Origin of the sequence: Bacillus sp. BR3(2024) (genome assembly GCF_039134555.1) — a bacterium.
Lineage (GTDB): Bacteria > Bacillota > Bacilli > Bacillales > Bacillaceae_G > Bacillus_A > Bacillus_A cereus.
The window spans coordinates 5,070,454-5,082,604 of sequence record NZ_CP152433.1 but is presented as its reverse complement, the minus strand read 5'-3'; the positions used below and the strand labels follow the sequence as shown (position 1 = coordinate 5,082,604).

Below are 12,151 nucleotides of genomic sequence, written 5' to 3'. Positions count from 1 at the left end.
ATATGTGGATAAGGCGCATTTTTCTTAGAAAAAATATAAGAGAAATGCGCCTTTTGTATATTTACATTTCTTTTGTTCTATTCTAATGTAAGTTATGATGAATGATAAGAAATTGAATATAGGGGTGGGTTTGAATGAAACGAGTGTTATTTGTTTGTACTGGCAATACATGTCGTAGTCCAATGGCTGAGGCGTTGCTTCGTCATCACGGAGGAGATAAGTTTGAAGTGCAATCTGCTGGTGTTTTCGCCTATCCTGGGAGCGATGCATCGGTACATGCGAAGGAAGCTTTAGATGAAAAAGGAATTTCAATTGATCATGCGGCGCAGCAAGTAAATGAAACTTTGCTTGATTGGGCTGATATTGTCGTAACGATGACAGAAAACCATAAGCAAATTGTACTTGGGCATTATCCGAGCGTTGAAAAGAAATTAAATACGTTATATGGATTAACTGAAGGTATAGGCAAGGACATTTCAGATCCATTTGGAGGCTCGCTTTCTATTTATAAAGAAACGTTAGATGAGATGGAAAAACTTGTACAAACTTTACTGAAAAAACATTCAGTAGGTTGATGTTTCGTGTATAATACGATATTGGAGATCACTTCTTCCTATATGAGGTAGCGAGTGTGAAATGAAGATAATTGATTGAAACTTTGGAGGGGTAAAAATGAAAGTAGTAATAGCATCTGATCACGGCGGTATGAATATCCGCAAAGAACTTGTAAGTTTATTAGAAGAGTTAAATATTGAATATATTGATTTAGGTTGTGAATGTGAAGCTGGTTCTGTTGATTACCCTGACTTTGCGTTTCCAGCAGCTGAAATGGTAGCGAATGGTGAAGTAGATCGTGGTATTTTAGTTTGTGGGACAGGCATTGGTATGTCAATCGCAGCAAACAAAGTAAATGGTATCCGTTGTGCGTTAGTTCATGATACTTTCAGCGCGAAAGCGACGAGAGAGCATAATGACACTAACATGCTAGCAATGGGCGAGCGTGTAATTGGTGCTGGCCTAGCGCGTGATATCGCGAAAATCTGGTTAACAACTGATTATGAAGGTGGTCGTCACGAAAACCGCGTAGGAAAAATTAAAACATACGAAACAAAGTAATAGATTCTAACTATCAGTAGTGTGAAATATAATTTGGTGAACCAACCTGTGAAAGGAAGAGGCGTAATGACAGAAATCGTAAAGGTAAGAGAACAGCTACAAATGTCGCTTTCTGATTTCCAAGAACAAGCTTCATTACAAAGCGGTCAAATTTTTGTAGTGGGTTGTAGCACGAGCGAAGTGCTAGGCGAAAGAATTGGAACATCAGGAACGATGGAAGTAGCAGAGGCGATTTTCTCTGAGTTAAAACAATTTCAAGAGCAAACAGGTATTGAATTAGCGTTTCAATGTTGTGAGCATTTAAACCGTGCTTTAGTAGTTGAGAGAGAAGTAGCGATAAAATATCAATTTGAAATTGTAACAGTTACGCCTGTTAGATCAGCAGGTGGTGCATTGGGGACATACGCGTATCACAATTTGAAAGATCCGGTAGTAGTTGAGTTTATTAAAGCTGATGCAGGAATGGATATTGGTGATACATTTATCGGTATGCATTTAAAGCATGTAGCTGTTCCGGTTCGTACAAGTGTGAAGGAAATTGGAAGTGCGCATGTAACGATGGCCAAAACACGTGGAAAACTAATTGGTGGAGCACGTGCTGTCTATGCGGCAGTGGAAGAGACTACCACTTGCCGTTAAATATGAGAAATTAGGAAGTCATATAGTACCTGTTTATCATAAGATAAAAGGTATGTTGTCTGACTTTATAATAGAAGAAAGAAAAGACTGATTTTCGGTCTTTTTTTTCTTTTATGATATAGAAAGTCATGTTAGAATGTAGTTGAAAACATGAAGGTTCGAAAGAATTACAACCTGAATTTTCGTTTTTTCTGAATAAATAAGAAAAAACTGTTGGGAATCGATGTAATTCGTTCAGAAAAGGGGGATTTTGGTGGATCATTTAAAACGTCAAGATGAAAAGGTATTTGCTGCAATTGAGGCAGAACTAGGAAGACAGCGTTCAAAGATTGAGTTAATTGCTTCGGAAAACTTCGTAAGTGAAGCAGTAATGGAGGCACAAGGTTCTGTTTTAACGAATAAGTATGCTGAAGGATATCCTGGAAAACGTTACTATGGTGGCTGTGAACACGTAGACGTAGTAGAAGATATCGCACGTGATCGCGTGAAAGAAATTTTCGGCGCAGAGCACGTAAATGTTCAACCACACTCTGGTGCACAAGCGAACATGGCAGTATACTTCACGATTTTAGAGCAAGGCGATACAGTACTTGGTATGAACTTATCTCATGGTGGTCACTTAACACACGGAAGCCCTGTTAACTTCAGTGGAGTACAATATAATTTCGTAGAATATGGCGTGGATGCTGACTCTCACCGTATTAATTACGATGATGTATTAGCAAAAGCGAAAGAACATAAACCAAAATTAATCGTTGCAGGTGCAAGTGCATACCCTCGTGTTATCGATTTCAAGCGATTCCGTGAGATTGCAGATGAAGTGGGCGCTTATTTAATGGTTGATATGGCACATATCGCAGGTTTAGTAGCTGCTGGTTTACATCCAAATCCAGTACCACATGCACATTTCGTTACAACGACAACACATAAAACGTTACGTGGTCCGCGTGGTGGTATGATTTTATGTGAAGAGCAATTTGCAAAACAAATTGATAAATCAATCTTCCCTGGTATTCAAGGTGGTCCACTTATGCACGTAATCGCTGCAAAAGCTGTTGCATTTGGTGAAGCACTTCAAGATGATTTCAAAACATATGCACAAAATATCATTAACAATGCGAACCGCTTAGCTGAAGGTCTTCAAAAAGAAGGACTTACACTTGTTTCTGGCGGAACAGACAATCACTTAATCTTGATTGATGTTCGTAACTTAGAAATCACAGGTAAAGTAGCAGAGCACGTATTAGATGAAGTTGGTATTACAGTGAACAAAAATACAATTCCATTTGAAACAGCAAGCCCATTTGTAACAAGTGGTGTACGTATCGGTACAGCAGCTGTAACATCTCGTGGTTTTGGTTTAGAAGAAATGGATGAAATTGCGTCACTTATTGCTTATACATTAAAAAATCATGAAAATGAAGCTGCATTAGAAGAAGCACGTAAGCGTGTAGAAGCGTTAACTAGCAAATTCCCAATGTATCCAAATCTATAATAGATTGAAGAAGACTGCCGAGACTTAATTGTTTTGGCGGTCTTTTTTTTGGACATATATTATTTTTAAAGTATGTATACAAATGATGAATAAATTTTGGCGATATAATGAAGGATACAGCTCCCATAATTGGTAAAGATACTAGATAGATTCATTGTAAAATCATGATTTTGCCAAATTTGCCCTTGAATATTAGTAGCGTTTTCTTTACAATCGTAAATAGTGTAAAAAAGCGTGCAAACGCATGAATATCATCTAAAGGAGAGATTCACATGGGAAAACTGTATGTATTTGATCACCCGTTAATTCAACATAAGATTACATATATTCGCGATAAGAATACAGGTACGAAAGATTTTCGTGAATTAGTGGACGAAGTAGCAAGCTTAATGGCTTTCGAAATTACTCGCGACCTTCCACTTAAGGACATTGAAATTGAAACACCTGTAAGCAAAGCGACAACAAAAGTGATCGCTGGTAAAAAACTTGGTTTAATTCCGATTTTACGTGCAGGTTTAGGAATGGTTGATGGAATTCTGAAATTAATTCCAGCAGCAAAAGTAGGACACGTTGGTTTATACCGTGACCCTAAAACATTGCAACCGGTAGAATACTATGTGAAACTTCCAACGGATGTAGAAGAGCGTGACTTTATCGTACTAGATCCGATGCTAGCAACAGGTGGTTCTGCGGCTGAAGCAATTAACTCTCTGAAAAAGCGCGGTGCGAAACAAATTAAATTAATGTGTATCGTTGCAGCTCCAGAAGGGGTAAAAGTAGTACAAGAAGAACATCCTGATGTTGATATTTATGTAGCAGCATTAGATGAGAAATTAAATGACCACGGATATGTAGTACCAGGTCTTGGTGATGCTGGTGACCGTTTATTCGGAACGAAGTAAGACAACTGACGAGCAGGGGAGATTCCCCAGCTCGTCTTTTTTGCTGTAAGCAAGTAGGGGAGGGGGAGAGGATAAATATACATCGTATATACAACATAAGTTGCATACACCTCACATATAATATAGAAGTCTTACGTCTGAGGAACACTATATTATGGAAGAAAAGCGTTATATCTCGAAAATATAATAGTGACAAACTTGTGAACATTTCCTTCTATTATAAAGAGAAAACTGTTAGAAATTGCATATATGTAACCAGTATTTAGAAGGGGAACGTTTTCATTTTTGGGAGGAAATGCCTAATACTCAAATTTTTAGATTTTTTACGATTTCTCGTTGACACTGTTAATACCCTATTGTATGCTAACAACGGGGATAGATGGTAGGGCTTTCAGTGACAAAATTACATCTATTCCGTGACGAAAATGTAAACTTTTTGTTTTGTATAGGATTTATGCAAAAAAATGAGTTATTATTAACACATCGTGAATGAGGGTTACATATTGGAGGGATGAATCCTTGCAAAAAAACGATCGCAGCCATATAAAAGCTTATGCTTTAATGTCAGGTATTCTTGCTCAATTAGTCGGTTCTATTCTTGTTGGAATCTTTGGTGGGCAGTGGATTGATAATAAGGTTGGAACGTTTCCGTTGTTTCTTATTATAGGGTTATTACTCGGACTAGGAACAGGGGTATACGCAATGATTCGACTCATTCGACATTACTATTCGGGAGAGCAATGATGATAGACGTACATGGACTTGTCCAAAGACAAAAGAAATATATGTACTACTTGCTTGCGCTTCTAGTGCTAGGATGGGGATTTACCTCTTACAAGGATGTATTTCTTGGACTGATTATCGGTACGATTTTCAGTTTTCTTAGTTTGCGCATCATTGCACGTAGAACAGACAAGCTGCTAGATCGCGTAACAAATGGAGAAAACGTGAAGTTCAAGGCAACAGCGGTAAGTACATATTCAAGATTCGCCACGATTGGGTTATTAATTTTATTTGCAGCCAAATATCAAGAGTTAATCGCGATGTGGGGCCTAGGTGTAGGATTGCTGACAGGATACCTTGTCATGATCATAGATTTTCTTTATTTAGAGTATAAGAGCAGGGAAGAGAGGTGAATTACTAGTGGAACACGGTAAATTAGTTGAATTTCTAGGTTTAACGTTCGATTTGTCATCAGTTATGATGGTTACTGTAGCAGCAGTTATTGTTTTCTTAATCGCTGTTATCGGAACTCGCAGCTTAGCTCTGCGCCCAACCGGGATGCAAAACTTCATGGAATGGGTGTTTGACTTCGTGAAAGGGATTATCAATAGTACGATGGACTGGAAAACAGGTGGACGTTTCTTAACGCTTGGCGTTACGCTTATCATGTTTATCATCGTATCGAACTTCCTTGGTTTACCATTCATGTATTCAGCAACTGAAGCTGGCGAACATATTGCATGGTGGAGATCACCAACGTCTGATCCAGCAGTTACATTAACATTAGCCGTGATGGTAGTTACCCTCACCCATTATTATGGAATTAAGATGAAGGGTACGAAAGAGTACGTAAAAGGTTATTTCCAACCTATGAAATTCTTATTCCCATTAAAGGTTATTGAGGAGTTTGCTAACACATTAACGTTAGGTCTTCGTTTATTTGGTAACATTTATGCAGGTGAGATCTTATTAGGATTACTTGCTAAGTTGGGCGGAGCATCAGTCCTTGGGGCATTAGGTGCGCTTGTACCAATGTTAGCATGGATGGGATTCAGTGTATTCGTTGGATCAATCCAAGCATTTATTTTCGTTATGTTAACGATGGTTTATATGGCTCATAAAGTAAGCCATGACCATTAATATAATTTAAGTAAGAAAAAATTTATTTTTTTATAATACAAAGGAGGACAAATTAAATGAGTTTAGGTGTAATCGCAGCTGCAATTGCAATTGGTTTATCAGCATTAGGTGCAGGTATTGGTAACGGTCTTATCGTATCACGTACAATCGAAGGTGTTGCTCGTCAACCAGAATTAAAAGGCGCACTTCAAACAATTATGTTCATCGGGGTTGCTTTAGTTGAGGCACTTCCAATCATCGGTGTAGTTATTGCATTCATCGTAATGAACAAATAAGGGAGACTCCCCTTACATAGATGGCGAAGAGTGTTTTTCCGAACTTTCTTCGCCATTGCTTTATGAACGAAACGTATGTCTTTTTTTTTCATATGATCAATTTAGATATTTTGAAGGGAGTGAATCCTTGTGCCAACTTTATTATTAGGAGCTTCCATTCCATTTGGAACGATTGCTTATACATTGTTCATTTTCTTACTTCTATTAGTAATGCTACGCAAATTTGCGTGGGGTCCTTTAATGGGAATTATGAAAGAACGTGAAGAGCACGTTGCTAATGAAATCGACGCTGCAGAAAGAAATAATGCTGAAGCGAAGAAATTAGTAGAAGAACAACGTGAGATGTTAAAACAATCGCGTGTTGAAGCACAAGAGTTAATCGAAAGAGCGAAAAAGCAAGCTGTAGATCAAAAGGATGTTATTGTTGCTGCTGCGAAAGAAGAAGCAGAATCAATTAAAGCATCTGCTGTACAAGAAATTCAACGCGAAAAAGAGCAAGCAATTGCTGCTTTACAAGAACAAGTCGCTTCTTTATCTGTTCAAATTGCTTCTAAAGTAATTGAAAAAGAATTAAAAGAAGAAGATCAAGTGAAGTTAATTCGCGATTATATTAAAGAAGTAGGAGAAGCGCGATGAGCAATGGGATTGTAGCAAAACGTTATGCTGTCGCTCTTTTTAAAATTGCAAAAGAAAAACACGTATTAGAAATGTTTGAAGAGGAATTACGCCTTGTACAAAACGTTTATGTAAAGAACGGAGAACTACATAGCTTTTTAACGCAACCGAACATTTCAAAGGAACAAAAGAAAACGTTTCTTGCAAACGTATTCGGATCTGTTTCTGAATCTATTTTAAATACGTTATATATTTTAATTGATAACAAACGCATTGATATCTTACCTGAAATTGCAGATGAATATGTTGTTCTTGCTAATGAAGAACGTAACGTAGCGGATGCAACTGTATATTCTACTCGTCTTCTATCAGAAGAAGAGAAGCTTAACATTGCTGAAGCATTTGCAAAGAGAACGGGAAAAGATGCAATTCGCGTGAAAAATGTTGTAGATGAAGATTTACTAGGCGGAATTAAAGTACGTATTGGAAATCGCATTTATGACGGAAGTTTACAAGGAAAATTAGCACGTATTCAGCGTGAATTAATGAAGAATAGATAGGGGTGAAGCACATGAGCATCAGAGCTGAAGAAATTAGCGCACTGATAAAGCAACAAATCGAGAACTATCAGTCTGAAATCGAAGTTAGTGATGTTGGTACAGTTATCCAAGTTGGTGACGGTATCGCGCGTGCTCATGGTCTTGATAACGTTATGGCTGGTGAACTTGTAGAGTTCTCTAACGGCGTTATGGGACTAGCACAAAACTTAGAGGAAAACAACGTAGGTATTATCATTTTAGGACCTTACACAGAAATCCGTGAAGGTGACGAAGTTCGTCGTACTGGTCGCATCATGCAAGTACCAGTAGGAAAAGAACTAATTGGTCGTGTTGTAAACCCATTAGGTCAACCAGTTGATGGTTTAGGCCCAATCAATACAACAAACACTCGTCCAATCGAAAGTCCAGCACCAGGTGTAATGGATCGTAAATCTGTTCATGAGCCACTTCAAACAGGTATTAAAGCGATCGATGCTCTTGTACCAATTGGCCGTGGTCAACGTGAGTTAATCATTGGTGACCGTCAAACTGGTAAAACAGCAGTTGCACTTGATACAATCATTAACCAAAAAGATGAAGACATGATTTGTATCTACGTAGCAATTGGACAAAAAGAATCAACTGTACGTAACGTAGTAGAAACACTACGTAAGCACGGTGCATTAGAATACACAATCGTTGTAACTGCATCTGCTTCTCAGCCAGCTCCATTATTATACCTAGCTCCTTATGCTGGTGTAACAATGGGTGAAGAGTTCATGTACAATGGTAAACACGTATTAGTAGTATATGATGACTTATCAAAACAAGCAGCGGCTTACCGTGAGCTGTCATTACTATTACGTCGTCCTCCAGGTCGTGAAGCTTACCCAGGGGATGTATTCTACTTACATTCTCGCTTATTAGAGCGTGCAGCAAAATTAAGTGATGCAAAAGGCGGCGGTTCTTTAACTGCACTACCTTTCATCGAAACACAAGCAGGGGACGTATCAGCATACATCCCAACAAACGTAATTTCTATTACGGATGGACAAATCTTCTTACAATCTGACCTATTCTTCTCTGGCGTACGTCCAGCGATCGATGCGGGTACTTCTGTATCTCGTGTAGGTGGATCTGCTCAGATTAAAGCAATGAGTAAAGTATCAGGTACACTTCGTCTTGACCTTGCATCTTACCGTGAGTTAGAAGCGTTCGCTCAGTTCGGTTCTGACCTTGATAAAGCAACTCAAGCGAAATTAAACCGTGGTGCTCGTACTGTTGAGGTATTAAAACAAGGATTACACAAACCGTTACGTGTAGAGAAACAAGTTATCATTCTTTACGCTTTAACACGTGGATTCCTAGATGATATCCCAGTAGTAGATATCACTCGTTTTGAAGAAGAATTCCATGCTTGGTTAGATTCTAATGCGACTGACTTATTAGAAGAAATCCGCACAACTAAGAAACTTGCGGATGACGACAAATTTGCAGCAGCAATCAATGGATTTAAAAAAGTATTCGTAGCTTCTGAATAATAAAAGCGGAAGCGGCTCGTTCAAGCCGCTGGAGCTAGATAGTATATATAAAAGGCATCTCGGGCTCTGAGATTGCTAAAGGTCATGTAAAGGAAAAGAGTAGGTGCACCTATTCTTTTCCTTCAATCATGAGCAAGAATATCTTGCAACGTAGATTAGGAAGAGGATTCTTACTAATCGTGCCAACTTCCGGAAAAAAGGTGGTGAAAACCTGTGGCATCTTTACGCGATATAAAAGCGAAGATTAACTCGACAAAGAAAACGAGTCAAATTACGAAAGCGATGGAGATGGTATCTGCATCTAAGTTAAACCGTGCAGAGCAAAATGCTAAATCTTTCGTTCCGTATATGGAAAAGATTCAAGAAGTAGTAGCGAGCATTGCGCAAGGAAGCAAAGGGATTAATCATCCAATGCTAAATGCGCGTCCTGTAAAGCGTACAGGATACATCGTTATTACGTCTGATCGCGGACTAGCAGGTGGTTATAACAGTAACGTATTACGTACAGTAAGTAACGTAATTCGTGAACGTCATAATATGGATTCAAACCAATATTCTATTATTGTGCTTGGACGACTAGGACGTGATTATTTAAAACGTCGCGGCTTTAACATTATTGATGAAGTAGTTGGATTATCTGACCACCCATCATTTACTGATATTAAAGACCTTGCTTCTCGAGCAATTGCGATGTTCGCAGATGGTGCTTATGATGAGCTGTACATTTACTACAACCATTACGTAAGTAAAATTTCACAAGAGGTAACGGAAAATAAAATTTTACCGCTTACTGGTGTGGCGTCTGACAAACCGACGACAGCTTATGAATTCGAACCTTCTGAAGAAGAAATTTTAAAAGTACTATTGCCACAATACGCAGAAAGCTTAGTGTACGGTGCATTACTAGACGGTAAAGCAAGTGAGCACGCAGCGCGTATGACAGCAATGAAGAGTGCTACAGACAACGCAATGGAAGTTATCGATTCACTTACACTTTCATTCAACCGTGCGCGTCAGGCAGCGATTACGCAAGAAATTACGGAAATCGTTGGTGGAGCAGCAGCGTTAGAATAGTATTAAAAAGCGGAAGCGGTTCGTTCAGAATGAGAGGGGGATGGAGCTTTTGACGTAGAGGCGATTTGTGCCTCGTAGGAAAAAGCGAAGCCACCGAACATTCTAACCGCTGGAGATAGATTCAATAAAAAGCGGAAGCGGCTCTTTCAGGAGAGTCGCGTAAGCTAAACTAATAAAAAATTAAAAGCTAACTTCTCTGATAGAGGTAGCTAATTAAAAGAAAGCTAGGAGGGAACCCGATGAATAAAGGGCGCGTTACGCAAATCATGGGTCCGGTTGTAGACGTTAAGTTTGATGGCGGAAAGCTACCAGAAATCTACAATGCCCTTACGGTAAAACAAAGCAACGAAAACGGAAGCATGAACTTAACATTTGAAGTTGCACTTCATTTAGGTGATGATACAGTTCGTACAGTTGCGATGTCTTCCACAGATGGACTTGTTCGTGGCACAGAAGTAGAAGATACTGGTAAAGCAATCTCTGTACCAGTTGGTGATGCAACACTTGGACGTGTATTCAACGTATTAGGTGATGCAATTGACTTAGATGGTGAACTTCCTGCGGATGTACACCGTGATCCAATTCACCGTCAAGCACCTGCATTCGAAGAATTATCTACTAAAGTAGAAATTCTTGAAACTGGTATTAAAGTAGTAGACTTACTTGCTCCTTACATTAAGGGTGGTAAGATCGGCCTATTCGGTGGTGCCGGCGTAGGTAAAACAGTATTAATTCAGGAATTAATCAATAACATCGCACAAGAGCATGGTGGTATCTCTGTATTCGCTGGTGTAGGTGAGCGTACTCGTGAGGGTAATGACTTATACCACGAAATGAGCGATTCTGGCGTAATCAAGAAAACTGCGATGGTATTCGGACAAATGAACGAGCCACCTGGAGCACGTCAACGTGTTGCATTAACAGGTTTAACAATGGCTGAGCATTTCCGTGATGAGCAAGGACAAGACGTACTTCTGTTCATCGATAACATCTTCCGTTTCACGCAAGCGGGTTCTGAAGTATCTGCCCTTCTTGGTCGTATGCCATCTGCGGTAGGTTACCAACCGACACTTGCAACAGAAATGGGTCAATTACAAGAGCGTATTACATCTACAAATAAAGGGTCTATCACGTCTATCCAAGCGGTATATGTACCAGCCGATGACTATACTGACCCAGCACCAGCTACAACGTTCGCTCACTTAGATGCAACAACAAACTTAGAGCGTCGTTTAACGCAAATGGGTATTTACCCAGCCGTAGATCCATTAGCATCTACATCTCGTGCACTTTCTCCAGAAATCGTAGGAGAAGAGCATTATGAAGTAGCTCGTCAAGTACAGCAAACTTTACAACGTTATAAAGAACTTCAAGATATCATCGCTATCTTAGGTATGGATGAGTTATCTGAAGAAGATAAGTTAGTTGTACATCGTGCTCGTCGTATTCAATTCTTCTTATCTCAAAACTTCCACGTAGCTGAGCAGTTTACAGGTCAAAAAGGTTCTTACGTACCTGTAAAGAATACAGTTAGTGGTTTCAAAGAAATTCTAGAAGGAAAATATGATGACCTTCCAGAAGATGCATTCCGCTTAGTAGGTGGCATTGAAGAAGTTATTGAAAACGCGAAGAAAATGATGGCGTAAGGCCTTAGGAGGGACGAAGTATGAAGACATTTCCAGTCAGTATTGTAACTCCTGATGGACCGGTTTACGAAAAAGAAGTAGAAATGGTAAGTGTAAAAGCAGAGAGTGGGGAAATGGGGATCTTACCAGGTCACATTCCAACTGTTGCACCATTAAAAATTAGTGCAGTTCGTCTGAAAAATGGTGGACACACTGATTATGTAGCAGTAAGCGGTGGCTTTATCGAAGTTCGTCCAGATAAAGTGACTGTATTATCATCATCTGCTGAAGAAGCAAACCATATCGATATCCATCGCGCAAATGAAGCGAAGCGTCGCGCTGAGCAACGTCTGCAAGATAAACAAGCACATGTTGACTTTAAACGTGCAGAAATGGCATTACAACGTGCCGTGAACCGTTTAAACGTTTCCGATATGAAGTAAAAAAATCCGTAAGGGCTTTGCCTT

Annotated in this window: 16 protein-coding genes; all 16 read left to right on the top strand. The window is 39.3% G+C overall.

Features of this window, described 5'->3' with window-relative positions; all coding sequences use genetic code 11:
- The first annotated feature begins 134 nt into the window (after positions 1–134).
- The 16 genes from V7S45_RS26255 to atpC all read left to right on the top strand — a co-directional run bounded on the left by V7S45_RS26255 (position 135) and on the right by atpC (position 12,127).
- A complete protein-coding gene (locus V7S45_RS26255; RefSeq protein ID WP_025688631.1) occupies positions 135–575 on the top strand; it encodes a low molecular weight protein arginine phosphatase in 441 nt (146 codons plus the stop codon).
- A gap of 97 nt (positions 576–672) precedes the next feature.
- Positions 673–1,116 carry a ribose 5-phosphate isomerase B gene (gene rpiB / locus V7S45_RS26250; protein WP_000869542.1) on the top strand — a complete coding sequence of 148 codons (444 nt, stop codon included), beginning with the start codon at positions 673–675 and terminating at the stop codon, positions 1,114–1,116.
- 66 nt (positions 1,117–1,182) lie between these two features.
- On the top strand, positions 1,183–1,755 hold the full coding sequence (locus V7S45_RS26245; protein ID WP_000136379.1) for a TIGR01440 family protein: 573 nt from the start codon (positions 1,183–1,185) through the stop codon (positions 1,753–1,755).
- A gap of 253 nt (positions 1,756–2,008) precedes the next feature.
- Positions 2,009–3,250 (top strand): serine hydroxymethyltransferase, encoded by a 1,242-nt coding sequence (gene glyA / locus V7S45_RS26240; RefSeq protein ID WP_000349805.1) that lies wholly within the window; start codon positions 2,009–2,011, stop codon positions 3,248–3,250.
- 272 nt (positions 3,251–3,522) lie between these two features.
- Positions 3,523–4,152 carry a uracil phosphoribosyltransferase gene (gene upp / locus V7S45_RS26235; RefSeq protein ID WP_000517539.1) on the top strand — a complete coding sequence of 210 codons (630 nt, stop codon included), beginning with the start codon at positions 3,523–3,525 and terminating at the stop codon, positions 4,150–4,152.
- 379 nt (positions 4,153–4,531) lie between these two features.
- Positions 4,532–4,645 (top strand): DUF4024 domain-containing protein, encoded by a 114-nt coding sequence (locus tag V7S45_RS26230; protein WP_000232962.1) that lies wholly within the window; start codon positions 4,532–4,534, stop codon positions 4,643–4,645.
- Positions 4,646–4,671: 26 nt separating this feature from the next.
- Positions 4,672–4,896: an AtpZ/AtpI family protein gene (locus V7S45_RS26225; protein WP_001171223.1), complete on the top strand. Its 225-nt coding sequence runs from the start codon at positions 4,672–4,674 to the stop codon at positions 4,894–4,896.
- Complete coding sequence (locus V7S45_RS26220; RefSeq protein ID WP_000567600.1) at positions 4,896–5,288, top strand: ATP synthase subunit I; 393 nt, start codon at positions 4,896–4,898, stop codon at positions 5,286–5,288. Before V7S45_RS26225 ends, V7S45_RS26220 begins: the two co-directional genes overlap by 1 nt.
- A 7-nt stretch (positions 5,289–5,295) precedes the next feature.
- The gene (gene atpB, locus V7S45_RS26215) at positions 5,296–6,015 is read left to right on the top strand and encodes a F0F1 ATP synthase subunit A (RefSeq protein WP_000399871.1); all 720 of its coding nucleotides are present in this window, start codon (positions 5,296–5,298) and stop codon (positions 6,013–6,015) included.
- A 56-nt stretch (positions 6,016–6,071) separates the two neighbouring features.
- Entirely contained in the window at positions 6,072–6,290 is a 219-nt protein-coding gene (gene atpE / locus V7S45_RS26210) for a F0F1 ATP synthase subunit C (RefSeq protein WP_000052064.1), read from the top strand.
- Positions 6,291–6,419: 129 nt separating this feature from the next.
- Entirely contained in the window at positions 6,420–6,926 is a 507-nt protein-coding gene (gene atpF / locus V7S45_RS26205) for a F0F1 ATP synthase subunit B (RefSeq protein ID WP_001142624.1), read from the top strand.
- Positions 6,923–7,465 carry a F0F1 ATP synthase subunit delta gene (gene atpH, locus V7S45_RS26200; protein WP_000064683.1) on the top strand — a complete coding sequence of 181 codons (543 nt, stop codon included), beginning with the start codon at positions 6,923–6,925 and terminating at the stop codon, positions 7,463–7,465. Before atpF ends, atpH begins: the two co-directional genes overlap by 4 nt.
- A gap of 11 nt (positions 7,466–7,476) precedes the next feature.
- Positions 7,477–8,985 carry a F0F1 ATP synthase subunit alpha gene (gene atpA, locus V7S45_RS26195; protein ID WP_000027518.1) on the top strand — a complete coding sequence of 503 codons (1,509 nt, stop codon included), beginning with the start codon at positions 7,477–7,479 and terminating at the stop codon, positions 8,983–8,985.
- A 213-nt stretch (positions 8,986–9,198) separates the two neighbouring features.
- Positions 9,199–10,059, top strand: a complete 861-nt coding sequence (atpG, locus tag V7S45_RS26190) for a F0F1 ATP synthase subunit gamma (protein WP_342761591.1) — start codon at positions 9,199–9,201, stop codon at positions 10,057–10,059.
- Between the two features lie 239 nt (positions 10,060–10,298).
- Entirely contained in the window at positions 10,299–11,705 is a 1,407-nt protein-coding gene (gene atpD / locus V7S45_RS26185; RefSeq protein ID WP_001032595.1) for a F0F1 ATP synthase subunit beta, read from the top strand.
- 20 nt (positions 11,706–11,725) lie between these two features.
- A complete protein-coding gene (atpC, locus tag V7S45_RS26180) occupies positions 11,726–12,127 on the top strand; it encodes a F0F1 ATP synthase subunit epsilon (protein WP_000847211.1) in 402 nt (133 codons plus the stop codon).
- The last annotated feature ends 24 nt before the right edge of the window (positions 12,128–12,151 follow it).

Bases quoted from the DNA above. Each gene is read 5' to 3' on its own strand.
- V7S45_RS26255 (WP_025688631.1), top strand. From the start codon at position 135: ATGAAACGAGTGTTATTTGTTTGTACTGGCAATACATGTCGTAGTCCA.
- rpiB (WP_000869542.1), top strand. From the start codon at position 673: ATGAAAGTAGTAATAGCATCTGATCACGGCGGTATGAATATCCGCAAA.
- V7S45_RS26245 (WP_000136379.1), top strand. From the start codon at position 1,183: ATGACAGAAATCGTAAAGGTAAGAGAACAGCTACAAATGTCGCTTTCT.
- upp (WP_000517539.1), top strand. From the start codon at position 3,523: ATGGGAAAACTGTATGTATTTGATCACCCGTTAATTCAACATAAGATT.
- V7S45_RS26230 (WP_000232962.1), top strand. From the start codon at position 4,532: ATGGTAGGGCTTTCAGTGACAAAATTACATCTATTCCGTGACGAAAAT.
- V7S45_RS26220 (WP_000567600.1), top strand. From the start codon at position 4,896: ATGATAGACGTACATGGACTTGTCCAAAGACAAAAGAAATATATGTAC.
- atpE (WP_000052064.1), top strand. From the start codon at position 6,072: ATGAGTTTAGGTGTAATCGCAGCTGCAATTGCAATTGGTTTATCAGCA.
- atpH (WP_000064683.1), top strand. From the start codon at position 6,923: ATGAGCAATGGGATTGTAGCAAAACGTTATGCTGTCGCTCTTTTTAAA.
- atpA (WP_000027518.1), top strand. From the start codon at position 7,477: ATGAGCATCAGAGCTGAAGAAATTAGCGCACTGATAAAGCAACAAATC.
- atpD (WP_001032595.1), top strand. From the start codon at position 10,299: ATGAATAAAGGGCGCGTTACGCAAATCATGGGTCCGGTTGTAGACGTT.
- atpC (WP_000847211.1), top strand. From the start codon at position 11,726: ATGAAGACATTTCCAGTCAGTATTGTAACTCCTGATGGACCGGTTTAC.